Raw genomic sequence first — 25,421 nt, forward strand, 5'->3', positions numbered from 1 at the left:
AACACCACCTGCGCGAGCTTGGTGTCGAGATAGGCGTCGAGGCCCTCGGGGCCGCCCTCGCGACCCATGCCCGAGAAGTTCGACCCCCGAACGGCGCCTCGGAGGCGGCCATGGCGAAGCTGTTGATCCCCACCATGCCGGCCTTGAGCGCGGCGACCGTCCGGCGCGCCCGCCCCGGGTCGCGGGTGAAGGCGTAGGCCGAGAGGCCCATGTCCGAGGCGTTGGCGCGGTGGAGCACCTCGTCCTCCTCGGCGAAGCGCGTGATCGCGGCGATGGGGCCGAAGTTCTCCTCGGCGAAGACGCGCATGTCGTCGGTCACCTCGGTCAGCACCGTGGGTTCGTAGAAGTGGCCTTTGTTGAAGCCCGCCGCCCGCTTGCCACCCGAGGCGAGCGTCGCGCCCAGCTTGACCGCGTCGGCGACGATGCCCTCGATCTCCTCGAGCCGCTTGCGCGAGATGAGCGGGCCCATCTGCGTCGCGGAGTCGAGCCCGTCGCCCACCTTGAGGGCCGAGGCGCGGGCCATTAAGCCCTCGACGAAGGCGTCGTGCAGCCGCTCGTGGACGAAGAAGCGGTCTGGAGTCACGCAGACCTGCCCGGCGTTGGCGAACTTGGTCGGCACCGACAGGTTCAGCGCGAGCTCCAGGTCGGCGTCGTCGTAGACGATCAGCGGCGCGTTGCCGCCAAGCTCCATGGAGACCTTCTTCACGGTCGCGGCGGCGTCGCGGATCATCTGCTGTCCCACGCGGGTCGAGCCGGTGAGCGAGACCTTGCGGACCCGCTTGTCGGCCATGAGCGGCGCGTAGGTCGCCTCCGTCGGGCCGCTGAGGAGCTGGACCACGCCGGCGGGCAGGTCCCCGGCCCGGCAGCAGTCCACGATCAGCATCGCCGTCCCGGGGGTCTGCGACGAGGGGCGGACAATGATGGAGCAGCCGGCGGCAAGGGCGGGCGCGACCTTGCGGGCCACCAGCGCGGCCGGGAAGTTCCAGGCGGTGAAGGCGGCGCAGATGCCCACGGGCTCGCGCGTCACCTCGAAGCGGCCGCCGGGGACGCGGCTTTCGACGAGGCGGCCGGTGATGCGGCGGGCCTCCTCGGCGTACCAGCGGAACTGGTCGATGGAGAGGCCCCACTCCCTCTCCGCCTGGGCGAGGGGCTTGCCGGTCTCGGAGGAGATCATGCGCGCCGCGTCGTCGCGGCGGCGGATCATCGCGTCGGCGATCCTGTGGAGCGCATCGGCACGGCCGAAGTTGCCGATCCGGCGCCACTCGGCGAGGCCATGCTGGGCCGCGTCAAGGGCCGTCGCCGTATCGGATGGGGTCGCGACGGGCACCTGGCCCAGGGCAACCTCCGTGACCGGCGAAAGGACCGGGGCCGCGCCGCCATCCGAGGCGCCGCACCAGGCACCGTTGATGAACAGACCAAGCGAGTGGTACATTCGGGCTCCCTCCCCTGCTGCGCAACAAGTTTTGCGACATATATTGCCTTGTCAATGGGCATTCCATACTGTGTCCGGCATTCGACCTGGGAGGGACACGATGACGGGACGGACGGTTCGCCTGACCATGGCGCAGGCGCTGGTGCGCTGGCTCTGCGCGCAGGAGACCGAGGTCGACGGACGGCGCGTGCCTCTGTTCGCGGGCGTGTTCGCCATCTTCGGGCATGGGAACGTCACCTGCCTCTCGGAGGCGCTGGAGGGCGTGCAGGACCGGCTGCCAACCTGGCGCGGGCAGAACGAGCAGTCCATGGCTCTTGCGGCGATGGGCTTCGCCAAGGCGCAGCGGCGGCGGCAACTGATGGTCGCGACCTCCTCCATCGGGCCGGGGGCGACCAACATGGTGACGGCAGCGGCGGCGGCCCATGCGAACCGGCTGCCGGTGCTGCTCCTGTCCGGGGACAGCTTCGCCAGCCGCGTGCCCGACCCGGTGATGCAGCAGGTGGAGCATTACGGGAACCCGACCGCCACCGTGAACGACGCGTTCCGGGCGGTGACGCGCTACTGGGATCGCATCGCGCTCCCCGAGCAGATCATCGGCTCCCTGCCGCAGGCGGTGGCGACGATGCTCGACCCGGCGGACTGCGGGCCGGCGTTCCTCGGCCTCTGCCAGGACACGCAGGAGAAAGCCTATGATTACCCGGCCGAGTTCTTCGCGACGCGCCTGTGGGAGATCCCGCGCCCCCGGCCGGACCGCCGAGCGGTGGTCCGCGGGGTGGAGGTGCTGAAGGGGGCGAAGGCGCCCCTCCTCATCGCCGGCGGCGGCGTGCGCTACTCGGGCGCGAGCGAGGCAGTGGCGGAGTTCGCGGCGCGGCGCGGCATCCCCGTGGTCGAGACCATCGCTGGGAAGGGCACGCTGACGCATGACCACCCGGCCCATGCCGGGCCCATCGGGATCGTCGGCTCGACCTCGGCCAACGCGCTCGCGGCCGAGGCGGACGTGGTAGTGGCCGTGGGGACGCGGCTCATGGACTTCACCACGGGGTCGTGGACGGCGTTCCGGCCCGAGGCGCGGTTCATCGGCATCAACGCCGCGCGCTGGGATGCGATGAAGCACTCGACGCTGCCCGTGGTGGGCGACGCGCTGGAGACGGTGCAGGAGCTGGACGCGGCCCTGGGCGACTGGGCGGCGCCGGCGACCCACATGGAGCGGGCCAAGTCGCTCTTCGCCGAATGGAACGCGCTCCTCGACAGGCATCAGGCGCCGACCAACGCCGAGCGGCCGACCTATGCGCAGGTGGTCGCGATCGTGAACCGCTGGGCCTCGCCCCGCGACACCGTGGTGACGGCGGCAGGCGGCATCCCGGGCGAGGTTATGAAGGGCTGGCGGGTCAAGGACCCGAACACCTTCGACCTCGAGTTCGGCTTCTCCACGATGGGCTACGAGATCGCGGCGGGATGGGGCCACGCGCTCGCCAAGCAGGGCGACGGGATGCCGATCGTGATGATCGGCGACGGCACCTACATGATGATGAACTCGGACATCTACTCGACCGTGCTGTCGGGGCATAAGCTCGTGATCGTCGTCTGCGACAACGGCGGGTTTGCGGTCATCAACCGGCTCCAGCAGTTCAAGGGCGTGCCGGGATTCAACAACCTGCTGAAGGACTGCCGCACGGCGGTCGAGCCTTTCCCGGTGGACTTCGCGGCCCATGCCCGCGCGATGGGCGCGGAGTCGCGGCACTGCGAGGGCCTCGCCGACCTGCAGGCGGCGCTCGGCTGGGCCAGGGGCACCGACCGGACGACGGTCCTCTCGATCCGCACGGACGCCTATGCCTGGGTGCCCGGCGACGCCGACTGGGACGTCGGCGTCCCCGAGGTGTCCGAGCGCCCGGCCGTGCAGGAGGCCCGCGCCGCGCAGGACGCCATCCGCAGGAAGCAGCGGGTCGGCGTCTGACGCCGCCCGGTTGGCCCAAGCCGGAGGCAGCCACGCCGCGACGACCGTGTCGGGGTGGCTGCCCCGACCTGACCGGCAGGTCCACCATCGCAAGGAAAGGTTAAGAAAGCATGAAGGCCAGGCTCGGCATCGCCCCCATCTCGTCGTGGAACCACGACCTCGCGGATCTGTCGGACGACGTGTCGCTGGAGGAGTGCCTGCGGCAGGCCCCGGAGGCGGAATTCACCGGGATGGAGACCGGGCACCGGCTTCCGATGGACAGGAAGGCGCCGAGGCCCAACCTCGACCACCGCGGCATTCGGGTCCGCGGGGGGTGGTTCCCGGACCTCCTGCCCGACGGGAACCCTGAGGCGGGGAAGGATCCGAACAAGGTCCCGCCGGCCGAGATGGCACGGATCGGACAGCGGGAGCGGATGCGCGTCAGGAGCGCCGACGGCTACGAGGTGGCCCAATGAACCGCATGGACGGCAAGGTCTGCCTGGTCACCGGGGCGACGCAGGGACTCGGGGCGGCAGTCGCGCGGCGCCTCTCGCAGGCCGGCGCGGCCGGCGTGGTCATCACCGGGCGCAACGCCGAGAAGGGCGAAGCCACGGCTCGCTCCATCGCCGAGGCCAGCGGAACGACCGTGCAGTTCGTCCAGGCGGACTTCGCCCGGGTCGAGGATTGTCGTTCGGCGGTGGCCGAGGTGGACCGGCTCTTCGGGCGGCTCGACGTGCTGGTGAACGCCGGCGCCTCGACCGAGCGAGGGACGATCCTCGACACCTCGCCGGAGCTCTTTGACCGGATGTTCGCCACCAACGTGCGCGGGCCGTTCTTCCTGATGCAGGAGGCGATCCGGCTGATGATCCGCGACGGCGTGGAGGGCGCCATCTGCAACGTGGGCTCGATCTCGGCGCTGGCCGGGCAGCCCTTCATCAATCCCTACTGCGCCTCCAAGGGGGCGTTGACGACCCTGACCGCCAACACCGCCTTCTCGGTCATGGCGAACCGCATCCGCGTCAACCAGCTCAACGTCGGCTGGATGGCCTCGGACAACGAGCGGCTCCTGCAGGCCGAGGGCGGCGATCCCGACTGGGAGGCGAAGGCGGCGGCCAAGCTGCCCTTCGGTCGACTCGTGGACCCGGAGGAGGCGGCGCGGGCGATCAACTTCCTCGTCTCCGACGACGCGGGGCTGATGACCGGGGCGATCGTCAACTTCGACCAGTCGGTCTGGGGCGCGGTGGCGGGAGGGATGCCCGTGCCGGACGAGCCGATGACGCTCCCGGGCTGACCGGGCCGGGGGAGCGCGCGGCTCCCCCCCTCCTCAGGCGGTCGTGACGATGGGAATGCGCGGGCTCCCCTCGCCTTGCAGCCGCGCCGCCAGCGCGACCGCGAGGGCCTGCGCGAGGCACATGGGCGCGGCCAGCGAGCGCGAGAAGGTGTATTCGTGCTCGGGCACCGCGAAGAGGACGCTCGCCCCTTTGGCGAGCGGCGAGAGCGTGCTGTCGGAGATCGCCACGATGGGCACTCCGCGCGCCGCCGCCTCCTCGGCCACGTTCACCACCTCAGTCGCGTAGAAGCGGAAGGACACGGCGAGGAGCAGGTCCGAGGGGCACGCCGCGCGCGCCATGTGGGTCGCAAGCCCTCCGCCGGGGTCGAGGAGCACGGTCCGCTTGCCGAGCATGGTCAGGACGTAGCGCAAGAGCTCCACGACGGGCACCGAGCGGAGCTGACCCAGGAGGTAGATCGTGTCCGCCTGCTCCATCAGCGTGACGGCCCGTGCGATCTGCTCGGCGGAGATGTCGGCGACGAGGTCCTGGAGCGAGGAGATGTCCCGCACGACCAGGTCGCGCAGGAAGCCGAGCTCGCTCCGATCCTCGCGCCCGCCGAGCTCGGATTCGAGGGCGCGCACGCGTGCATCGAAGCCTGGAGCCGCGGTGGTCAGCCGCACGCGGAAGAGCTGCTGGAGCTCCTTGAAGCCTGAGAATCCAAGCGCCTGCGCGAAGCGGACCAGATTGGACGCATGGATCCCGCAGCGCTCGGCGATGGCGCCGACCGGCAGGACGCCGACGTCGTTCGGATTCTGCGTCAGGTAGAGCGCGATCTTCTGGTAGGCCTTGCTCATCCCCTCGTAGCGGTCGTGGATGACCCGGATGAGCTCCTCGTAGCTGCGAGGCGCAGCGTAGGCTTCGTCAGGCATCGAGACGTCCTCCACGCCGCTGTCGGCAGTTCGCAACGTTCTTTGCAGGCGGCGGACTGGCTGTCCATGACCGTGTGGCGTCCCTGGCCGGGGGGTCGCCGAAGGACGGCCTCGCCGATCGGCTGCGCAGGCCGTGGTCCGGGCGAGGCGAGCCGCTGCTCGATCTCGTCGAGCATGGCGGCCCGTGGGTGGTGTTCGTCAGTTCGCTCTGGATGGACGGGCGGCCAGGTTGCGGACCCGCCTTGAGGCAGGACCTGCCCGAGGCCTCGCGAGTGTCGCGCCGTGGACTTGATCTCGGGCTTGCCAAGGCTGGCGAGGCGGTGGCCGCAGGAACCTCGATGCGAGGATCGGCCGACGTCCTCTCGCTGGCGATGCGCCGATCTGCTCGACGGTCCCTGCTCGACGCGGACAGGTTCCTCACCCGCCGTTGCATTTCAGCATTGTCTAACATACGTCTGCGAAGTTGGATGCGTTTCACCCGAAGGAGCGTCGTGCAGGATGCGGGCTGGCCAGTCGGAGCTTGGGATTGTCGGGACGCGCGCATTCGCCCTTGCCGCGCTTTCCGCGGCCGGGGGTTGGGGCTGGAGCCTTCTGGTGGTTGCAGCGACGCCAGTCCTGGCCGGCTTCTCGCGCGTCTACCCTGCTGGCCTGACGATGATCGTGGACCCTTGCGCCAGGAGTGGAGCATGACCATTCAACAAGGCTCGGGATTCGTGGCCCATGCGCCGGCGGGTCCGACGGTCGCGCGGCCGTCGGACGTGCTCCGGGGTGACCGGACGGCCCAACTGCGGAGAGCGAGACGGCATCCCAGGTCGAGAGGCCGGCACAGGGTCGGCGAGGCTGCAAAGGATCACAGGCCATGACGGAACGCGTGACCGACCCGGCGATGCCGACTCTCTGTCGCGACCATGCGTCCGAGATCGAGGTCCTCGAAGGCAAGGCGGATCAGGCGGCGCGGCTGCTGGCCGCGCTCGGGCAGACCAAGCGGCTGATGGCGCTCTGCCGCCTCATGGACAACGAGATGTCCGTCGGGGCCCTGGCCGAAGCCGTGGGTCTCGGGCAGTCCGCGCTGTCCCAGCACCTGGCCCGGCTGCGGGACCTCGGACTCGTGGCGACGCGTCGTGACGGACAGACCATCTACTACCGCTTGGCCTCGGAGGAGGCACGGCGGCTCATCTCCGTCCTCTACGACATCTACTGCCGCTGAGCTGGACTCTCGGCGCAGGATGCAGGTCTTGGGTCCGGTCGGCCGCGCGGGCTTCGGGCCGGGGGCGCCGGGGGTGGGGCGTCGCTCGTGATGTTCGTCGACCCGAACGGCCCCCGCCACCTCATTGGCTAGACCGGATAGGTTACGACACTCGGGGGTGCCGCCCGGTTCTCCCACGAACGGCGCAGGACCTCTCCTGCGCGCATGATCCGGTTGCGGAACCCCAGCGGGCCTTCGCCTGGGGTTTCGGCTCGCCTCGGATGGGGGCGCGGATGTGCCGGTCGTCCTTGCACGTGCCATCGGCCGTCGTGCCCTGGCTTGAGCGGACCTTGCAGGCAAGCATGGCCACGGGCTCGGCCGAGCGGACCTGCGGCCCACCGTGCTCGACCGGGATGATGCTTCGCGCGATGGCGCTGCAGTCGGGCTCGATGGCTGAATTCCTCGGGGAAAGGTCTTGCGAAGCGCGGCAGGACTATATATTAGATAGTTATAGGATACGTATTTAAGGAGACTACTTCCGTACTGGGCTTTCGATCCATGGCTGTCATCAGGACCATGACCCCGAACGAAGTTCGTGACCTCCTTGCGCACGGCGCGATCACCTTGGTGGACGTGCGCGAGGACGAGGAATGGGCTCGCGAGCGCATTCCGGGCGCCCTCCACCATCCATTGTCGCGGCTGCACGCGACGGCTGCGTCGCTTCCCGAGCAGACGCCTGTCGTGTTCCACTGTCTCGCCGGTCGTCGTTCCGCGCAGGCCGTCGCGCTGTGCCGGTCGTTGGGGCTGGGGCACGATACCCACATGGCCGGCGGCCTTTCGGCCTGGAAGGCGCAGGGTCTGCCCGTGTCGCGATAGGTTCCGACGGCTGCCTCCTGACTGGCCGATACGGATGCAGATTCCCCCCGGCGGCCCCTGTCGACGCCACCTCGCCCGCAAAGGGCAACGGGCTTCGATCCTTGCATTGCGCAACTGGAGAATCTCATGACCCTCGACCTCAGCGTCCTCGCCTTCGCCGGAGCCATGGTGCTCCTGTCGGTCCTGCTGACCGCCTTCGTCCATCCGGCCTTCGTCTGGCTCACGGTCTTCGTCGGGCTGAACATGGTCCAGTCGGCCTTCACCGGCTTCTGCCCGGCCCGGTCGGCCTTCAAGGCGCTCGGGGTCAAGCCCGGCTGCGCCTCCTGAGCCCGGGGGCCGGCGATGCGCCTCATTCCCGCCTTCCTCCTGTCGGCCGCGACGGCGACCTCCGCCTGGGCCGACTCCCTCGTCCTCGCGCCCGAGACCCTGCCCGAGTGGAAGGCCGTCTACGGGCGCGTCGAGGCCCGCGACACCGTCCCCGCCCGCGCGCCGGACTCGGCGGCGTCCTCGTGGAGCTGCTGGTCTCCGAGAGCGACGCCGTCACGGCAGGGCAGCGCATCGCGGTGGTCCGCGACGACAAGATCGGCTTCCAGATCTCGGCGCTGGACGCCCAGCTCAAGGCGCTGCAGGCCCAGCTCGACAACGCCGAGGCCGAGCTCGCGCGCGGCGAGACCCTGGTCGACCAGGGCGTCGCCACCACGCAGCGGCTCGACCAGCTCCGCACCCAGGCCGACGTCGCCCGCAACCAGATCGCCTCCACCGAGGCGCAGCGGCAGCTCGCCATGGAGCAGGACGCCGAGGGCGAGGTCCTGGCCCCTCTCGACGGCCGGGTCCTGGGCGTGCCCGTCACGCGCGGCGCCGTGGTCCTGGCGGGCGAGACCGTCGCGACCCTCGGCGGCGGCGGCTTCTTCCTGCGCCTCGCCATCCCCGAGCGCCACGCCGCGCTCCTTCGGGAAGGCGCGACGCTGGCGGTCGAGACCGGGCCGGGCTCGGTCGAGGGCCGCCTCGCCAAGGTCTACCCGCAGGTCGAGAACGGCCGCGTGGTGGCCGACGTGGAGGTGGACGGCCTGCCCACCGACTTCGTTGACGCCCGCCTCCTCGTCCGCGTCCCTGTGGGCTCGCGCGAGGCGCTGATGATCCCGGCCGAGGCGGTCGCCACCCGGTCGGGGCTCGACTTCGTCACCGTGACGGGCCCCGAGGGCGAGGTCCAGCGCACCGTGGTGCTGGGCGAGCGCGACGGCGACCGGGTCGAGGTCCTGACGGGCCTCGCCGCGGGGGAGGAGGTGGTCACGCCATGAAGCTCGGGCTTGCAGGCCACCTGACGCGGAGCTTCATCGGCTCCGCGCTCACCCCGCTGTTCCTCCTCGCCGCCCTCGCCATGGGCCTCGTCGCGCTGATGACCCTCCCGCGCGAGGAGGAGCCGCAGATCTCGGTCCCCATGGTGGACATCCTCGTCTCCGCCCCAGGACTCCGGGCCGAGGACGCGGTGAAGCTCGTGACCGAGCCGCTGGAGACCATCGTCAAGGGCATCGACGGGGTCGAGCACGTCTATTCCCAGACCCGCGACGACCGGGTCATGGTCACGGCGCGCTTCCTCGTGGGCACCTCCTCGGACGCTGCCGTGCTGCGCGTCCACGACAAGGTGCGTGCCAACATGGACCGCATCCCCGTCGGCATCCCCGAGCCCCGGATCGTCGGGCGCGGCATCGACGACGTGGCTATCGTCGCCCTCACCCTCTCTCCCACTCCCGCCGAGGCCGACCACGTCACCCCCGCCGACCTGTCCCGCGTCGCCCGCGAGCTGCGGGCCGAGGTCGCCAAGGTCGAGGACGTGGGCCTCACCTACCTCGTCGGCGAGACCGGCGACGCGATCCGCGTGGCCCCCGACCCGGAACGGCTCGCGCTCTACGGCGTCACCCTCCAGCAGCTCGCCGGCAAGGTGACGGCGGCCAACACTGCGCTCCCCACCGGCCTCGTCCGCGAGGGCGGGCAGCAGATCGAGGTCGTCGCGGGCGAGACGCTGCGGACGCCCGCCGATATCGGCAACCTGCTCCTGACCTCCCGCGATGGCCGTCCCGTCTATGTCCGCGACGTGGCCGACGTCGCCTTCGCCACCGACAACGCCGACCTCTATGCCTCCACCGTGACGCGGGGCGAGGACGGCCAGCCGGTCCGCGTCCCCGCCGTGACGCTCGCCGTCGCCAAGCGCGCGGGCTCCAACGCCGTCACGGTCGCCGAGGAGGTGCTGGCGCGCGTCGACAGCCTCAAGGGCTCGCTGATCCCCGAGGGCATCGAGGTCGAGGTCACCCGCGACTACGGCGAGACCGCGAACGAGAAGGCGAACGAGCTCCTCTTCCACCTCGGCCTCGCGACGCTCTCGATCATCGCGCTCGTCTGGCTCGCCATCGGGCGGCGCGAGGCGCTGGTGGTCGCGGTCGTCATCCCGGTGACGATCCTTCTCACCCTCTTCGCCGCGAACGTCATGGGCTACACGCTGAACCGGGTGTCCCTCTTCGCGCTGATCTTCTCCATCGGCATCCTCGTGGACGACGCCATCGTCGTCATCGAGAACATCGCCCGCCACTGGGCCATGGGCGACGGCCGATCCCGCCGCGACGCCGCGGTGGACGCCGTGGCCGAGGTCGGCAACCCGACCATCGTCGCCACCCTCACCGTCGTCGCGGCGCTCCTGCCGATGCTCTTCGTCTCCGGCATGATGGGTCCCTACATGAGCCCGATCCCCGCCAACGCCTCGGCAGCGATGATCTTCTCCTTCTTCGTCGCGGTGATCGTCACGCCCTGGCTGATGCTGAAGGTCGCGGGCAACGCCCCCGTCCACGCCCACAGCCCCCATCACGCGGGCGGCGCCCTGGGCCGCGCCTACGCCGCCGTCGCCCGCCCGATCCTGTCCTCCAAGGCGGCGAGCTGGGCCTTCCTCCTCGGCGTCATCGCGCTGACGGTCGGCTCCCTCGCGCTGTTCTGGACCAAGGACGTGACGGTCAAGCTCCTGCCCTTCGACAACAAGTCCGAGCTCGCCGTGATGATCGACCTCCCCGAGGGCGCCTCGGTCGAGGCCACCGACGCAGCGGCGCAGGAGGTCGCGCGCGTGGCGTTCGGGATGCCCGAGGTCGTCTCCGTCCAGACCCACGCCGGCACCGCCGCGCCCTTCAACTTCAACGGCCTCGTCCGCCACTCCTACCTCCGCGCCGAGCCGCAGCTCGGCGACGTGCAGCTCAACTTGAAGCCCAAGGGCGAGCGCGACCGCCCGAGCCACGAGATCGCCCTCGACCTGCGGAGCCGCCTCGCCGCCCTGACGGTGCCGCCCGGCACCTCGCTCAAGGTCGTGGAGCCGCCGCCGGGCCCCCCGGTCATGGCCACGCTGCTCGCCGAGATCTACGGCCCCGACGCCGACACCCGCCGCGCCGTCGCGAGCCGCGTCGAGGAGGCCGTCCGCTCCGTCCCCTTCGTCGTGGACGTGGACGACTCCTTCGGCACCCCCGCCCCACGCCTGCGCACGACCATCTCCACCGACGACCTCGAATTCTTCCACGTCGAGGAGAAGGACGTGCTCGACACCCTCTCCATCCTCAACGGCGCCTCGACGGTCGGCTACTCGCACCGGGGCGGCGGCCGCGCGGCCATCCCCATCGTGATCGAGCGGCCCCGGGGCGAAAAGGTCCTCGACGAGACCGCACTGACCACCCCCATCCCCGCCAACGTCCTGCCCGGCGACCGGGGCGTGGTCGAACTCGGCGACGTGATCCGCACGCGGGAGGAGACGGCGAGCTTCCCCATCTTCCGCCACAACGGCCGCAACGCCGAGATGGTCACCGCCGAGCTCGCCGGCGCCTTCGAGGCCCCGCTCTACGGGATGCTGGCCGTGCGGGACGCCCTCGACGCCCAGGACTGGACCGGCCTGCCCAAGCCCGAGATCGCCCTCCACGGCCAGCCCGAGGACGAGTCCCGCCCGACCCTCCTCTGGGATGGCGAATGGGAGGTGACATGGGTCACCTTCCGCGACATGGGCGCGGCCTTCGGGGTGGCGCTGCTCGGCATCTACATCCTCGTGGTCGCCCAGTTCGGCTCCTTCAAGCTGCCGCTGGTGATCCTGACGCCGATCCCTCTCACCTTCATCGGCATCCTGGGCGGCCACTGGCTCTTCCACGCGCCCTTCACCGCGACCTCGATGATCGGCTTCATCGCCCTCGCCGGGATCATCGTGCGCAACTCGATCCTGCTGGTGGACTTCGTCCGCCACGCCCCGCGCGAGGTTCCCGCCCGCGGCGCCCCCGAGGATGACGAGCCCGACATGGCCATCGTCGCCCCGCCACCCCACGAGATCCCCGCGCCCCCCCTGCGCGAGGACGGTCGAGCGCCCCCTGACCGAAATCCTGATCGAGGCCGGGTCGATCCGCTTCAAGCCGATCCTGCTGACGGCGCTCGCGGCGATGATCGGCGCCGCCGTGATCCTGACCGACCCGATCTTCCAGGGGCTCGCCCTCTCGCTCCTCTTCGGCCTCGCCTCCTCGACGCTGCTGACCGTGCTGGTCATCCCGGCGATCTACCGGGTGTTCCGAACCTGAGATGGCGCGGTGGCCAGCCGCCTGACGCGAGAGGCGAGCCATCCACGTCGGGGCGTCGAGGCGCTCCGCAAGGAAGCTGTCGAGGCCGGCTCCGGGACGTTCCTGGCGACGCACCGGCCGGGGGCCGCGATCCTGATCCCGTCAGTCGAACGTCACCTTGCGGACATCGAAGCGGCCGTAGGTGAAGGCTCCCTCGGTCCGATGCCAGATCGCCTCTCCTCGCGTGGCCACTCGACGGCCGTCGAACTCCCGGTAGTCCGAGAGCGGCGTGGTCCAGCGCTGGACCCTGAGGCCGCCGTCGGGCTGGAGCTCGCCCCGGTCGTCGGAGACGAAGTCGACGAGGTCGCCCTCCGCGTCGAAGACCAGCGTCGCCGAGACGACGTGCGGCCCGGCGGCAAAGGTCACGCCGGCATGGGTCGCGTCGATCGGCGTCCAGCCGAACTCCGGCCGGACCAGGGCCGAAGGGGCGAAGACGCAGAGGTCGTTGAGCAGGGTCACGGTCTCGGTCCGCGCGAGGTCCGGGCCGGACACGTCCACCATGTCGATGAGCCGCGCGGCACGGGCGCGCATGGTGGCCTCCTCGGGCCGGTAGTCGTGGAACACCGCGACGGGGAGGCCGTGCATCCGCGTGGTCATGAAGAAGAGACGGCGAGGCGGGTCCACCACGTCGATCTGATGGGCGGGGCCGGTCATGCCCGGTGCCCCGGGAGCGCCGTAGAGGGTGGCCTCGAACATGGTGTGGACCGAGGAGACAGGCGGCTTCCCCAGGGCGCCCGCGCGGCGCAGGTAGCGTCGCACCGGCTCGGGCAGATGCCCCAGGTCGGCCTCGGTCAGCGGCGCGCCGACCGGACCGGGGACCAGTCCGGCGAGGCGCCTCTCGAACTCGGCGGAGAGGTTGCCGCCGGGGCGAAGGGCCAGGGCGGCGAGCGCGGCCCCGGTAAGGGCCACGGCGGCGACGGGGATGGCGATGCTCTTCCTCATGCGGGACCTCCGGGCTGAGTCGGAGGTCATCATCGCCGACGCAGCGGATCGGAGCGTTGTTCCGGATCAAGCTTCGCAGCCGCGCGCCGCCCCACCCCGTCCCTGTCGGCGGCCCTGGTCGTCAGCCGCGAGGCAGGATCGCGCCGCGCACGCCGATGATCCGGCTGGCGAGGGCGTGCCCCGCCTGGGCGGCCTCTTCGACCGGGGCTCCCCGCAGGCGGGCCGCGAGGTAGCCCGCGTTGAAGCCATCCCCCGCCGCCGTGGTGTCCACGACCTTCGCGGCGGGAGGATAGGCGCCCTTGAGGAGCGCCCGTCCCTCGGCCCAGAGGTGCGGGCCCGCGGACCCGTCCTTGAGGGCGATCTCGCGGACGCCCTTGCGCGCGAGGCGCTCGAAGAGGTCGGGAACGGATTCGCCGGGGTGGAGCCGGGCCTCGTCGTCGCGCGAGGGGAGCGCGATGGTGGTCGCGTCCCACATCATCGAGAAGGTCGCGCGGGCGCTGTCCTCGCTGTCCCAGAGGCGGGGGCGGTAGTTCGTGTCGAAGGCGATGGTCCTGCCCATGGCCTTGAGCCAGGAGCACTGGCCGATGAGCTTCATCCGTGCCTCGGGCGGCAGGATGGCGAGGGTGATCCCGGACAGGAACAGGACGTCGAAGCCGCCGAGCGATTCGGGGTCGAGCCCACCTTCCCCGAGCATGGACCGGGCGGCGGATTCGCTGCGCCAGTAGGAGAAGGTGCGCTCGCCCCGGTCGTCCACGTTGATCGCGTAAAGGCCGGGGAGGCGGCCCGGCAGGCGGGCGACGGCCGAGGTATCGAGACCCTCCTCCTCCATGGCCGAGATCATGCGGTCCGAGAAGGCGTCGTCGCCCAGCGCCGTGAGGTAGGCCACCCGCGCGCCCTGCCCCAGCGCCCGCCTGAGGTAGATCGCGGTGTTGAGCGTGTCGCCCGCCACGCCGAAGGCCAGCGTCCCTGCCCGAGGGTCGAGGCCGGAGAGCTCGACCATGGCCTCGCCCAGGCAGGCGATGCGGTGGGGCGTGTCGTCCATGGCGAGCCTCCCGGGATTCGGGGACAGGGATAGAGGAGTCCCGCGCGCCCGGCCAGAGCCGCAGGTCTCTTGCCCCGCACGCGCCCGCACGGCTTAATTGGCGCCGGGGAGGAACGGGTTCATGGGGTTCATGAGGGGCGTGGCCGCCGTCGCGGCGGCACTGGCGCTGGCGTCGGCGGCCGAGGCGCGGCCTTCGCCGGAGGAGGTGCTCCAGCTCGATACCCGGCTCGCCCTGGAGCTGACGCGGCACACTCCGACGACCTCGCCGCCCGTTGCGAGCCGGGCCTTCGCCTATCTCTATGTCGCGGCCTACGAGGCGGTCGCGGGAGGGTCCGGGGACCTCGTTTCCCTGGCGGGGCAGCTCGACGGCCTCGAGCCGCTCCCGCCGCGCGAGGCTGGCGCGACCTACGACGAGGGCGTGGTGCTGCAGGCGGCGCTTTCGACGGCGATGGCCGATCTCTACTCCCACACCGGACCGACCGGGCAGAGGGCGCTGACCCGCATGGCCGAGCGGCTGGCGGACGGGGTCGCGGACGGAGTGCCACCGGAGGTCGAGGAGCGCAGCCGGGCTCAGGGGGAGGCGGTCGCGCGTCATGTCCTCGCCTGGGCCGAGGGCGACGGGGGGGCGGTGGTGGAGAACATGGGCTTCCCGCTCGCCTGGGACCTGCCCAAGGGGGACGGGCTCTGGGTGCCGACCAGCCGGATCGTGCAGCAGCAGCTTCCGCTCCTGCCTCGGTGGGGCGGCAATCGGACCTTCGCCATGCCGGACGGGGCCGCCTGTCCCCTGCCCCCGCCGCCCGCCTACAGCACGGAGCCCGGCTCCGCCTTCATGGCCGAGGCCGAGGAGGTGCTGGACGCCCGGCGCGGCCTCACGGACGAGCAGCGCGCCATCGCGCGGTTCTGGTCGGATGACCCGATGCTGACCTCGACGCCGCCCGGCCACTGGATCGCCATCGCCGAGCAGGTGCTCGACGCGCAGGATGCGGACGCGGAGCGGCGGGTGGAGGTGCTGGCCAGGCTCTCGGTCGCCATGGCCGACGCCTTCATCGGCTGCTGGCACGAGAAGTTCGTCTACAACTACGTCCGGCCGGTGACGGTCATCAAGGCGCAGCTCGACCCGACCTTCGAGCCCCTGCTCATCACGCCGCCCTTTCCCGAATACCCCTCAGGCCACAGCACGCAGTCGGCGGCGGCGGCGGTGGTGCTGACCGCGATGTTCGGAGAGGACTTCGCCTTCACCGATGCCTCGCACGAGGACGATGGCCTGCCGGCGCGGAGCTTCCCGAGCTTCGAGGCGGCGGCCGAGGAGGCGGCGATGTCGCGGCTCTACGGGGGCATTCACTTCCGATCGGCCATCGAGCAGGGGCTCGCGCAGGGGCGGTGCGTGGGTGCCTATGCCGTGGCGCTGAGGACGCGCCCATGAACCGGCTGGCCCTGATCGCGAGCCTGCTGGCGACCGCCGCCCAAGCGGAGGAGCCGCTGGTCCCGAGCTTCGTGGAGGAGACCGAGGCGTCCGGCGTCGCCAGCTCCTACGATGGTGGCTGGGAATACATGGTGGGCGGCGGCGTCGCGGCCTTCGACTGCTCGGGCGACGGGTTCCCTGACCTTGCCTTCGCGGGCGGGGAGTCGGCGGCCTCGCTCTGGCGGAACCTGTCGGCGCAGGGCGGGCCGCTGCGGTTCGAGAAGGTCGAGAGCGGCATCGAGATGGACGGCGTGACCGGGACCTATCCGCTCGACGTGGATGGGGACGGGGTGCAGGACCTGATGCTCCTTCGGCAGGGCGAGAGCGTGCTGATGCGCGGCCTCGGCGCGTGCCGCTTCGAGCGCGCGGACGAGAGCTGGGGGTTCCGGGCGCCGGACGCCTGGACCTCGGCCTTCTCGGCGACCTGGGAGGACGGCGCGGAGTGGCCGACGCTGGCGCTCGGCACCTACATCGACCCCAAGGAGGAGTTCTTTCCCTGGGGGACCTGCACGGACAACCTGCTGTTCCGGCCCGAGGGACGGCGGTTCGGGGGCCCCTTGCCCCTTCGGCCGAGCTACTGCGCGCTGTCCATGCTGTTCTCCGACTGGGACCGCTCGGGGACGCCGGCCCTGCGGATCGCCAACGACCGGGAGTACTACAAAGGCGGGCAGGAGCAGATGTGGCGGGTGCCTCCGGGCGCGGTGCCGAGCCTCTACACCGAGGCGGAGGGGTGGAAGTACCTCCGTATCTGGGGGATGGGGATCGCCTCGCGGGACCTCGATGGCGACGGATACCCCGAATACGCGTTGAGCAGCATGATGGACAACAAGCTCCAGACGCTCATGCGGGCGCCCGGGGACGGCGCCGCGCCGCGACCGGATTACAGCGACGTGGCCTTTCCGAAGGGGGCCATCGCCCAGAGGCCTTACACGGGGGGCGACGTGCGCCCCTCGACCGGCTGGCACGTGGAGTTCGCGGACGTGAACAACGACACGCGGCCGGACCTCTTCATCGCCAAGGGCAACGTGGACGAGATGCCGGACTTCGCGGCGCAGGACCCGAACAACCTTCTCCTGCTTTGCGACGACGGGACCTTTCGGGAGGCGGGACTGGAGGCGGGAATCGCGAGCATGGCGGTCTCGCGCGGGGGGACGCTCGCGGACCTGAATCTGGACGGGCTGCCGGACCTCGTGGTGACGAACCGGCGAGCGAACGCGCAGCTCTGGCGCAACGCGACGGAGGGGGCCGGGCACTGGCTGGAACTGCGGCTGGAGCAACCGGGGCCGAACCGCGACGGCGTGGGCGCCTGGATCGAGGTGCGGCTGGCGGACGGGGTCCATTCGCGCGAGGTCACGGTGGGCGGCGGGCAGGCGGGCGGCTCCATGGGCTGGTGGCACATGGGGCTGGGCGCCGCCGAGGAGGCGGAGGTCCGGGTCGTCTGGCCGCATGGCGAGGCGGGCGAGTGGGAGACCGTTCGAGCCGATGGGTTCTATGTCCTGAGCCCGGATGCCGCCGCGCGGGCGTGGTCCCCCGGCTAGGACGGCATTTCGGTTCGTGTTCCGGCGACGCGAGGCCTGGGCGGAAGGCGCAACTCCCCCTACCCCGCCGGGCGGCGACCCGGGGACGGGTTCAACATGGCAGAGAAGGATTAAGGAACGGTTAAGACCGGCATGGAACGTCGTGGCGGGAGACCCGTAGGACGGGCATCAGCCCGCCAGCGACCTCGGCCAGCAGCGCACACGCAGCCTGCGAAGCGTGGCGGGCTGAAGCCCGCCCTACGACCATCCGTTCCCGCCAGACGCCGATTCAGCGCAGCCGTCGTCCCGAGGCGTCGAATCGGAAGACCCGCGTCGCATCCGGGGTGAGGCCGACACTCTCGTCGACCGCGAAGTCGTGCTCTCCGAAAAGGCGGACGGTGAGGAGGCCGTGCGGCTCGGTGCGGACATAGACGAGGGTCTCGCCGCCGAGCTTCTCGACATGGCTGACGGTGCCCGGGATCGTGCCACCTTCGCGGGAGATGGCGAGATGCTCGGGCCGGATGCCGACGGTGTCGGCGCGGTCGCCGAGCGCGGCGCCCTTGAGGAAGTTCATCTTGGGGCTGCCGATGAAGCCTGCGACGAAGGTGTTGTCGGGATCGTTGTAGAGCTCCATCGGCGCGCCCACTTGCTCCACCTCGCCGGCGCGGAGGACGACGATGCGGTCGGCCAGGGTCATCGCCTCGACCTGATCGTGGGTGACGTAGATCATCGTGGCGCCCAACTCGCGGTGGAGGCGGGCGATCTCGATGCGGGTGGCGACCCGGAGGGCGGCGTCGAGGTTCGAGAGCGGCTCGTCGAAGACGAAGAGCTTGGGCGTCCGCACGATGGCGCGGCCGATGGCGACGCGCTGGCGCTGGCCGCCCGAGAGCTCGGCGGGGCGGCGGTCGAGGTAGGGGTCGAGGGCGAGCATGGTGGAGGCGCGGTCCACGTCGCGGGCGATCTCGGCCCGGGGGGTGCCGGCCTGCTTCAAGGCCAACCCCATGTTGTCGCGGACCGTGAGGTGCGGATAGAGCGCGTAGGTCTGGAAGACCATGGCGATGCCGCGCCGGGCGGGGGCGACGTTGGTCACGTCCTCGCCGTCGAGGACCACGGTGCCGGTGGTCACGTCCTCGAGGCCCGCTATCATGCGGAGGAGCGTGGACTTTCCGCAGCCGGAGGGGCCGACGAAGACGACGAACTCGCCGTCTTGGACGGACAGGTCCACGCCCTTGATGATCTCGGTCTTGCCGAAGCTCTTGCGGAGGCCCTGGAGCTGGAGCGCGCCCATCAGAGCCTCACCGGCTGGCCGGTCCGCACGCTCTCGTCGGCCGCGAGGCAGACGGCGAGGGAGCGGACGGCGTCCTGGAGGTGGCGGGAGAGGTCGAGGTCCTCCCTGATCGCGCGGGCGACGAAGGCCTGCTCGCGGTTGCAGAGGTCCTGGTGGCCGGGCTCGTCGGCCATGGACAGGTCCTCGTCTGGCTGGCCGACCCGGTGGACGCGGAGAAGCGAGGTCTTGGTGTGGGTGTCGATGTCGTCCGACCGGGCGCTCTCGGGCATACGGATGGAGACCGCGCCGCGTGGGCTGACCACGTCCTTCACGAAGAAGGCGGTGTCGGACATCATCGGGCCCCAGCCGGCCTCGTACCAGCCGCAGGAGCCGTCGGCGAAGAGCACCTGGAAGTGGCCGTAGTTGTACATCGTGGGCGCGACCTCCTCGGAGAGGCGGAGGCCCATGCCGCGCACCTCGGTCGGCGCGGCGTCGGTGATCTGGCACATCACGTCGACGTAGTGGACGCCGCAATCCACGATGGGCGAGGTCGTCTCCATCAGGCGCTTGTGGACCTCCCAGGTCGGGCCGCTGCTCTGCTGGTTGAGGTTGAGGCGGAAGACGTAGGGGCCGCCCAAGGCGCGGGATTCCTCGATGAGGCGGATCCAGCTCGGGTGGTGGCGGAGGATGTAGCCGACGACGACCTTTCGGCCGGTGCGTTGCGCGGCGTCAGCCACGCGCCGGGCGTCGATGACGGTGGTGGCGAGGGGCTTCTCGACGAAGACGTGGGCGCCGGCCTCCATCGCCGCGACGGCGTAATCGGCATGGGTGTCGGAGTAGGTAGCGATGCAGGCGAGGTCGGGCTTGAGACGGTGGAGCGCCTCGTGGAAGTCGGGCGCGATGGCGTGGCCCGCGAGCTCGGGCGGGAGGTCGACGTGGGAGCGGTTGACGAGGCCCACGATCTCGAAGTCGGGGTTGGTGGCGTAGGCGAGCGCGTGGCTGCGGCCCATGTTGCCCAGTCCCGCGACGAGGACTCGGATGGTCATTTCACGGCTCCTGCGGTGATCCCGCGGATGAGCTGCCGCGAGAAGATGAGATAGAGGATCAGGACGGGCACGATGGCGAGCGACAGCGCAGCCAGCACCGCGTTCCAGTTGGTCACGAACTGGCCGATGAAGACCTGCGAGCCCAGCGTGATCGTCTTGGTCGCCTCGGAGGGCGCGAGGATCAGCGGGAACCAGAGGTCGTTCCAGATCGGGATCATGGTGAAGACCGCGACGGTCGCCATCGCGGGCCGGACGAGCGGCAGAACGAGGCGGAAGAAGATCGCGTATTCGGAGAGGCCGTCCATCCTCCCCGCGTTCTTGAGGTCGTCCGAGACGTTCCGCATGAACTCCGACAGGATGAAGACGGCGAGAGGCAGGCCCTGGGCGGTGTAGACGAGGATCAGCGCCGTCAGGGTGTTCACGAGGCCGGCGGCGACCATGCCCTGCAGGATCGCCACGGTGCCGAGGCGGATCGGGATCATGATGCCGAGGGCGAGGTAGAGGCCCGTCAGCGTGTTGCCCCGGAAGCGGTATTCCGACAGCGCGAAGGCGGCCATCGCCCCGAAGAGGAGGACGAAGAAGATCGAGGCGACGGTGACGATCAGCGAGTTCTGGAAGTAGCCGAAGAAGTCGCCGTTCTCGAGGACGGTGGTATAGCCCACGAGGTCCCAGGTCTCGGGCGTGGGAACGGCCAGCGGCGCGCCGAAGATCGCGCGGCGGGACTTCACGCTGTTGATGACGATCACCCAGACCGGGAAGAGTGCGATCAGCGTGTAGGCGATCAGGATCGCATGGGCCGCGAAGGTGCGCCCGGGGTGGGAGCGGGCCGCCATCAGAACTGGTAGCGGCGGAGCCGCGTCTGGATCGCGAAGAGGTAGACGCAGACACCGGCCAGAATGATGAGGAACATCGCCGTGGCGATGGCCGCGCCCATGTTCGGGTCGCCGAGCTGGAGCTGGAAGCCGAAGAAGGTGCGGTAGAGGAACGTTCCCAGGATGTCGGTCGCGAAGTTCGGGCCGGCGAGCGCGCCCTGCGCCACGTAGATCAGGTCGAAGGCGTTGAAGTTGCCGACGAAGGTCAGGATCGAGATGATCCCGATGGCGGGCAGGATGAGCGGAAGCTGCACCTTCCAGAAGCGCGACCAGCCGGTGATGCCGTCCATCTCGGCGGCCTCGAGAACCTCGTCGGGGATGGAGAGGAGCGCGGCATAGATGAGCATCATGGGGATGCCGACGAACTGCCAGACGGAGATGAGGGCGAGGGTCGTGAGCGCCGTCTCCTCCTGCCCGAGGAAGGGTTGGAAGAGGAACTTGAGGCCGACCGCCTGGAGCATGGAGGGGGCGATGCCCCAGATCGGGGACAGGATCAGCTTCCAGACGAAGCCGACGATCACGAAGCTCAGGATCGTAGGGATGAAGATGGCGGTGCGGTAGAAGGCCGCGAGGCGGAGGCGCGGGCTGGAAAGGAGCGCGGCCAGGAGGATGCCGATGGGGTTCTGGACCAGCATGTGGATGATGAAGAACCACACGTTGTTGCGGAGCGCGTTCCAGAACTGCTCGGACCAGTGGGGGTCGCCGAAGAGGGTGCGAAAATTGGCGAGGCCGACGAAGCCCTCCGCCCGATAGAGGGAAAGGTTCAGGGTCCCGAAGAGGGGCAGGATCATCACGGCGGTGTAGACGAGCACGGCCGGCGCGAGGAACACCGCGATGTGCCACCTTGTCGCCCGTCGGGCCGCCATGATCGTCCTTTCGCTGGGTGGTGCGGCCCCGGGGAGGCTCCCGGGGCCGGAAAGTTCAGGTCACTGGGCGGCTTCGCCGGGCTTGTACCAGGATTCGAGGCCCTGCTGGAGGCGGGCCGCCGCGTCGGCGGGCGTCTCGGTGCCCCGGATCACGTTGGCGGAGGCGTTCCAGGTCTCGTTCTCGAGGTTCGGCGTGCCGCGCGACAGGATCTGGTAGGTCGAGCGGATCGTGCTCTCGCACTGGTCGCGCCAGGAGATGAACTCCTGCGCGAGGGGGTCGTCGAGCGTCACCTGCGCGTTCGACAGCGGGAAGAAGCCGGGGAGCGCGTTGCCGTAGAGCTGGGCGAACTCGGGGCTGCCCACCCATTCGAGGAATTCCTTCGCCTCCTCCGGGTGCGCGGTCGCGGCGTTCATGCCGATGCCGATGTCGGTGTGGTCCGAGATGTAGCAGGTGTCGCCGGCGTTCTGGACCGGGGGCGGGAAGGCGCCCATCTCGAAGGCGTCGCCGATCTGCGGGCGGAAGACCCCGATCTCCCACGAGCCCGTCGGGTAGATCGCGGCGCGGCCGAGGGTGAAGAGGTTCTGGCTGTCGGGGTAGGTCTGCGCCTCGAAGCCGTCGCCCAGGTAGTCCTTCCAGCGGGCCAGCTGCTCGAAGGGGGCGACCCAGTCCTCGTCGGTGAGCTTCTGGGTGCCGGCGATCAGGGCCTTCCGGCCCTCCTCGCCGTGCCAGTAGTTGGGCCCGATGTTCTGGTAGCCCATGGTCGCCGCTTCCCACTGGTCGTTGGTGCCCATGGCCATGGGGATGTAGGTCCCGTCCTCCTTGATCTTGTCGAGGACGGCGAAGAACTCGTCCACCGTGGTGGGCTCCTGCAGGCCGAGCTCGTCGAAGGCGGTCTTGTTGTAGATGAAGCCGTGGATCACCGAGGCCATCGGGACGCAGAAGGTGTGCGCCCCGTCGTCGGTCTGCCAGGCGGACTTGGCCACGTCCGAGAAGTTGGCCATCGCGGCGAGGTCGGTGAGGTCGGCGAGCTGCCCCTTGTTGTAGAGCTCGAGCGAGGCGTCGAAGGGACGGCAGGTGATGAGGTCGCCGGCGGACCCCGCGTCGAGCTTGGCGTTCAGCGCGGCGTTGTATTCGGCCGGGGCGGTCGGCGCGAACTCGACGTGGATGTTCGGGTGGCTCGCCTCGAAGGCGGGGATGATGGTGTCGTTCCAGATGCCGAGGTCGTCGTTGCGCCACGACTCGATGGTCAGCGTGACCGGATCCTGCGCGAGAGCGGGTCCGGCGAGCGCGGTCGTGGCGAGGATGGCGGCGATGATCGGTTTCTTCATGGTTGTCTCCCTTGTCGTCCTGTTGTCGCCGAAGAAGGTTTACGGATCGTAAGCGGACCGTGCGTTGCGTGGGGGTCGGAGAATCCGCTTGGATGTGGCCTCCGCGCCCGAGCGGGATTCGGAAAGGCGCCCGGGTTGGGCGGATCGTCCCGCCGGAGGGGAGTGGTCCCAGGCCAGGATGGATCCGGTCGCACGTCGCCGAGCCACGACCGAGGCGTTTCCCTGGGGCGGTCGTGTCGCGCTTCGAAACTCGGATGACGCGCTTCTCTGGGTCGCCGGGCCATCTTGGTTCTTGTCTCCCTGTGCGGGGGAGAATGACCGAACCGGGAAATCTGTAAAGGCTTGTCTCCGCCGCGTTTCGGCCTAGCGGCGACCTTTCCCTTGCGCCAGAAGCGGCACGGGGGGACCGCGATGACATTCCATCTGGGAATCGACGGCGGCGGCACCGGTTGCCGCGCGGCTCTGGCGGGCGAGGACCGGAGGGTGCTGGGACGTGGCATGGCGGGGCCCGCGAACATCGCCTCGGACCCGGAGGGAGCGCTTCGGAGCATCCTGACGGCCGCGCGGGCGGCGCTGGCGGACGCGGGGCTGACGGAGGGGGAGCTGCCGAGGCTGCGGGCGGGGCTCGGGCTGGCCGGCGCGAATGCGAGCGGAACGGTCGAACGGCTTCGGGCCGCCCTGCCCTTCGCCTCGGTGCGCATAGAGACGGATGCCGTGGCGGCGGTGAAGGGGGCTCTCGCGGACGAGGATGGGATCGTCGCGGCGCTCGGGACGGGCTCCGTGTTCGGCATCCAGCGCGGCGGGCGCGTGCGGCAGATCGGCGGCTGGGGCCTCGTGCTGGGGGACGAGGGGAGCGGCGCCTGGATCGGACGGGCGCTGCTGTCGCGGGCGCTGCGGGCGGTGGACGGGTTCGTCCCGATGACGGCGCTGCTGCGGGAGGTCGTCGCCGAGCATGGCGGCCCCGAGGGGGTCGTGACCTTCTCGCTCGGCGCGAAGCCGGTGGGCTTCGCCCGCTTCGCGCCGAGGGTCATGGAATCCTCGGACCCCGCGGCGCTGGCGATCATGGGACGCGCGACGGCCGACGTGGCGGAGGCGGTGGACCTGCTCCAGGCCGGCGAGGGGCTGCCCGTCGTGCTGCTGGGCGGCCTCGGGCCCGCCTACGCGGAGCGGCTCGCGGGGCGCTGGACCTTGCGGCCGCCCCGGGGATCGGCGCTCGACGGCGCGCTGTGGCTCGCTTACGAGGGGGCCGGGCCTTGAGGGCGGTGGCGTCTCTGCTAACCTCCTGGGCCAACCCGTCCGTCGCCCGCCGGCGCCCATCGCGAAAGGAGCCTTCCCATGGCTGAGGACAAGAAGGTCGGGCTGACGACCCGTCAGGGCCATCCGGTCTACGACAACCAGAACACGCGCAGCGTCGGCTCTCGCGGGCCCCTGGTGCTCGAGGACTACCACTACCTCGAGAAGATGAGCCACTTCGACCGGGAGCGCATCCCCGAACGGGTGGTCCACGCGCGCGGGGCCGCCGCGCACGGGACCTTCTTCCCGACCGGCATGATGGGCGATGAGCCCATCGAGAAGTACAGCCGCGCCAAGGTGTTCCGGGCGGGAACGCAGACGCCGATCTTCCTGCGCTTCTCCACCGTCATCAACGGCGGGCATTCGCCCGAGACGCTGCGCGACCCGCGCGGCTTCGCCATCAAGTTCTACACCGAGACGGGCAACTGGGACCTCGTGGGGAACAACCTCAAGGTGTTCTTCATCCGCGACCCCCTCAAGTTCCCGGACATGATTCACGCCTTCAAGCCCGACCCCATCACCAACCGCCAGAGCAACGAGCGGTTCTTCGACTTCGTGTCGATGACGCCCGAGGCCACGCACATGGTGACCTGGGTCTTCTCGCCGTGGGGCATCCCGGCCAACTACCGCGAGATGCAGGGCTCGGGGGTGAACACCTACAAGCTGGTGGACCCCGAGGGCAGGACCGTCCTCTGCAAGTTCCACTTCCAGCCGCGCCAGGGGGTACGGAACCTGACGCAGGCCGAGGCCCAGGCGATCCAGGCCAAGGACCACAGCCACGCGACGGGGGACCTCTACGACGCCATCGCGCGGGGCGAGTTCCCGGAATGGGACATGTTCATCCAGATCATGGACGACAACGAGCACCCCGAGCTCGACTGGGACCCGCTGGACGTGACGAAGCTCTGGCCCGAGGACCAGTTCCCGCTGCGGCACGTCGGGCACATCCAGCTCAACCGGAACCCCTCGGACTACCACAACGAGGTGGAGCAGGCGGCCTTCGGGACGGGGGTGCTGGTGGACGGGATCGACTTCTCGGAGGACAAGATGCTCCAGGGCCGGACCTTCGCCTATTCCGACACGCAGCGGTATCGGGTCGGGCCCAACTACCTGCAACTGCCGATCAACGCGCCCAGGTGCCCCTACGCCACCAACCAGCGCGGCGGGCAGATGAGCTACCACGTCGACGGCGCCGAGCAGGGCGCGAACCCGCACGTGAACTACGAGCCGTCGAACTTCGACGGCTTGCGGGAGCAGGAGAGGCTGGGGCCGCCGCCGCGCACCTACTGGGCGGGCGCGATCGGACGCCAGCGCATCGAGCGGACCAACGACTTCGCGCAGGCAGGGGTGCGCTACCGGAGCTACTCGGACGAGGAGCGGGAGGAGCTGATCTCGAACCTCGTGGGGGCGCTGGGCGAGTGCGCGCCGGTGATCCAGGACAGGATGATCCGGCACTTCACGCTGGCGGACGCCGACTACGGGCGGCGCGTGGCCGAGGGGCTCGGACGCTCGGTGAGCAGCGAAGCGGCCGAGTGA

At 70.3% G+C, this 25,421-nt stretch carries 20 protein-coding genes and 1 pseudogene; 12 read left to right on the plus strand and 9 right to left on the minus strand.

The window, feature by feature from the left end; genetic code table 11:
• Positions 1 to 139 precede the first annotated feature (139 nt).
• A pseudogene (locus tag RUMESO_RS23700) lies at positions 140 to 1,432 on the minus strand (NAD-dependent succinate-semialdehyde dehydrogenase); the annotation flags it as partial.
• Between the two features lie 100 nt (positions 1,433 to 1,532).
• Here RUMESO_RS23700 and iolD point away from each other — a divergent pair.
• From iolD to RUMESO_RS00465, 3 genes are all read left to right on the plus strand, one after another.
• Positions 1,533 to 3,386 carry a 3D-(3,5/4)-trihydroxycyclohexane-1,2-dione acylhydrolase (decyclizing) gene (iolD, locus tag RUMESO_RS00455; protein ID WP_037277160.1) on the plus strand — a complete coding sequence of 618 codons (1,854 nt, stop codon included), beginning with the start codon at positions 1,533 to 1,535 and terminating at the stop codon, positions 3,384 to 3,386.
• A gap of 110 nt (positions 3,387 to 3,496) precedes the next feature.
• A complete protein-coding gene (locus RUMESO_RS00460; protein WP_037277161.1) occupies positions 3,497 to 3,841 on the plus strand; it encodes a hypothetical protein in 345 nt (114 codons plus the stop codon).
• Positions 3,838 to 4,656 (plus strand): SDR family oxidoreductase, encoded by an 819-nt coding sequence (locus tag RUMESO_RS00465; protein ID WP_037277163.1) that lies wholly within the window; start codon positions 3,838 to 3,840, stop codon positions 4,654 to 4,656. The genes RUMESO_RS00460 and RUMESO_RS00465 overlap by 4 nt, the downstream gene beginning before the upstream one ends.
• Positions 4,657 to 4,689: 33 nt before the next feature.
• On the opposite strand, the gene RUMESO_RS00470 is transcribed toward RUMESO_RS00465, so the two are convergent.
• The gene (locus tag RUMESO_RS00470) at positions 4,690 to 5,565 is read right to left on the minus strand and encodes a MurR/RpiR family transcriptional regulator (RefSeq protein WP_037277164.1); all 876 of its coding nucleotides are present in this window, start codon (positions 5,563 to 5,565) and stop codon (positions 4,690 to 4,692) included.
• An 859-nt stretch (positions 5,566 to 6,424) separates the two neighbouring features.
• On the opposite strand from RUMESO_RS00470, the gene RUMESO_RS00475 reads away from it, so the two are divergent.
• The 5 genes from RUMESO_RS00475 to RUMESO_RS00500 all read left to right on the plus strand — a co-directional run bounded on the left by RUMESO_RS00475 (position 6,425) and on the right by RUMESO_RS00500 (position 12,395).
• On the plus strand, positions 6,425 to 6,772 hold the full coding sequence (locus RUMESO_RS00475; RefSeq protein ID WP_082483282.1) for an ArsR/SmtB family transcription factor: 348 nt from the start codon (positions 6,425 to 6,427) through the stop codon (positions 6,770 to 6,772).
• Between the two features lie 537 nt (positions 6,773 to 7,309).
• On the plus strand, positions 7,310 to 7,627 hold the full coding sequence (locus RUMESO_RS00485) for a rhodanese-like domain-containing protein (protein ID WP_037277168.1): 318 nt from the start codon (positions 7,310 to 7,312) through the stop codon (positions 7,625 to 7,627).
• Positions 7,628 to 7,753: 126 nt separating this feature from the next.
• A complete protein-coding gene (locus tag RUMESO_RS00490) occupies positions 7,754 to 7,954 on the plus strand; it encodes a YgaP family membrane protein (RefSeq protein ID WP_037277169.1) in 201 nt (66 codons plus the stop codon).
• 182 nt (positions 7,955 to 8,136) lie between these two features.
• Positions 8,137 to 8,925 carry an efflux RND transporter periplasmic adaptor subunit gene (locus RUMESO_RS00495; protein WP_245639098.1) on the plus strand — a complete coding sequence of 263 codons (789 nt, stop codon included), beginning with the start codon at positions 8,137 to 8,139 and terminating at the stop codon, positions 8,923 to 8,925.
• On the plus strand, positions 8,922 to 12,395 hold the full coding sequence (locus tag RUMESO_RS00500) for an efflux RND transporter permease subunit (protein ID WP_082483283.1): 3,474 nt from the start codon (positions 8,922 to 8,924) through the stop codon (positions 12,393 to 12,395). The genes RUMESO_RS00495 and RUMESO_RS00500 overlap by 4 nt, the downstream gene beginning before the upstream one ends.
• On the opposite strand, the gene RUMESO_RS00505 is transcribed toward RUMESO_RS00500, so the two are convergent.
• The gene (locus RUMESO_RS00505) at positions 12,352 to 13,191 is read right to left on the minus strand and encodes a DUF6544 family protein (RefSeq protein WP_051520876.1); all 840 of its coding nucleotides are present in this window, start codon (positions 13,189 to 13,191) and stop codon (positions 12,352 to 12,354) included. The two genes, RUMESO_RS00500 and RUMESO_RS00505, sit on opposite strands and share 44 nt — an antisense overlap.
• 121 nt (positions 13,192 to 13,312) lie before the next feature.
• A complete protein-coding gene (locus RUMESO_RS00510; RefSeq protein WP_037277171.1) occupies positions 13,313 to 14,233 on the minus strand; it encodes a sugar kinase in 921 nt (306 codons plus the stop codon).
• 121 nt (positions 14,234 to 14,354) lie between these two features.
• Between RUMESO_RS00510 and RUMESO_RS00515 the strand changes: the two genes are divergently transcribed.
• Positions 14,355 to 15,656: a vanadium-dependent haloperoxidase gene (locus tag RUMESO_RS00515; RefSeq protein WP_037277174.1), complete on the plus strand. Its 1,302-nt coding sequence runs from the start codon at positions 14,355 to 14,357 to the stop codon at positions 15,654 to 15,656.
• Positions 15,653 to 17,233, plus strand: coding sequence for a CRTAC1 family protein (locus tag RUMESO_RS00520; RefSeq protein ID WP_037277176.1), 1,581 nt, complete (start codon positions 15,653 to 15,655; stop codon positions 17,231 to 17,233). The genes RUMESO_RS00515 and RUMESO_RS00520 overlap by 4 nt, the downstream gene beginning before the upstream one ends.
• Before the next feature lie 268 nt (positions 17,234 to 17,501).
• Here the strand turns inward: RUMESO_RS00520 and RUMESO_RS00525 are convergent, their stop codons facing one another.
• The 5 genes from RUMESO_RS00525 to RUMESO_RS00545 are packed head-to-tail and all read right to left on the minus strand — an operon-like array spanning position 17,502 to position 22,592.
• Positions 17,502 to 18,500, minus strand: a complete 999-nt coding sequence (locus RUMESO_RS00525; protein ID WP_037277179.1) for an ABC transporter ATP-binding protein — start codon at positions 18,498 to 18,500, stop codon at positions 17,502 to 17,504.
• The gene (locus RUMESO_RS00530; RefSeq protein ID WP_211262740.1) at positions 18,500 to 19,525 is read right to left on the minus strand and encodes a Gfo/Idh/MocA family protein; all 1,026 of its coding nucleotides are present in this window, start codon (positions 19,523 to 19,525) and stop codon (positions 18,500 to 18,502) included. Before RUMESO_RS00530 ends, RUMESO_RS00525 begins: the two co-directional genes overlap by 1 nt.
• Complete coding sequence (locus RUMESO_RS00535; RefSeq protein WP_037277181.1) at positions 19,522 to 20,358, minus strand: carbohydrate ABC transporter permease; 837 nt, start codon at positions 20,356 to 20,358, stop codon at positions 19,522 to 19,524. Before RUMESO_RS00535 ends, RUMESO_RS00530 begins: the two co-directional genes overlap by 4 nt.
• Complete coding sequence (locus RUMESO_RS00540; RefSeq protein WP_037277183.1) at positions 20,358 to 21,263, minus strand: carbohydrate ABC transporter permease; 906 nt, start codon at positions 21,261 to 21,263, stop codon at positions 20,358 to 20,360. Before RUMESO_RS00540 ends, RUMESO_RS00535 begins: the two co-directional genes overlap by 1 nt.
• A gap of 60 nt (positions 21,264 to 21,323) precedes the next feature.
• A complete protein-coding gene (locus tag RUMESO_RS00545; RefSeq protein WP_037277186.1) occupies positions 21,324 to 22,592 on the minus strand; it encodes an ABC transporter substrate-binding protein in 1,269 nt (422 codons plus the stop codon).
• A gap of 411 nt (positions 22,593 to 23,003) precedes the next feature.
• Here RUMESO_RS00545 and RUMESO_RS00550 point away from each other — a divergent pair, with 411 nt between their 5' ends.
• Both RUMESO_RS00550 and RUMESO_RS00555 read left to right on the plus strand, forming a co-directional pair.
• Positions 23,004 to 23,849 carry a glucosamine kinase nucleotide-binding domain-containing protein gene (locus tag RUMESO_RS00550; protein WP_037277188.1) on the plus strand — a complete coding sequence of 282 codons (846 nt, stop codon included), beginning with the start codon at positions 23,004 to 23,006 and terminating at the stop codon, positions 23,847 to 23,849.
• Between the two features lie 78 nt (positions 23,850 to 23,927).
• On the plus strand, positions 23,928 to 25,421 hold the full coding sequence (locus RUMESO_RS00555) for a catalase (protein WP_037277190.1): 1,494 nt from the start codon (positions 23,928 to 23,930) through the stop codon (positions 25,419 to 25,421).

Origin of the sequence: Rubellimicrobium mesophilum DSM 19309 (assembly GCF_000600335.2) — a bacterium.
Lineage (GTDB): Bacteria > Pseudomonadota > Alphaproteobacteria > Rhodobacterales > Rhodobacteraceae > Rubellimicrobium > Rubellimicrobium mesophilum.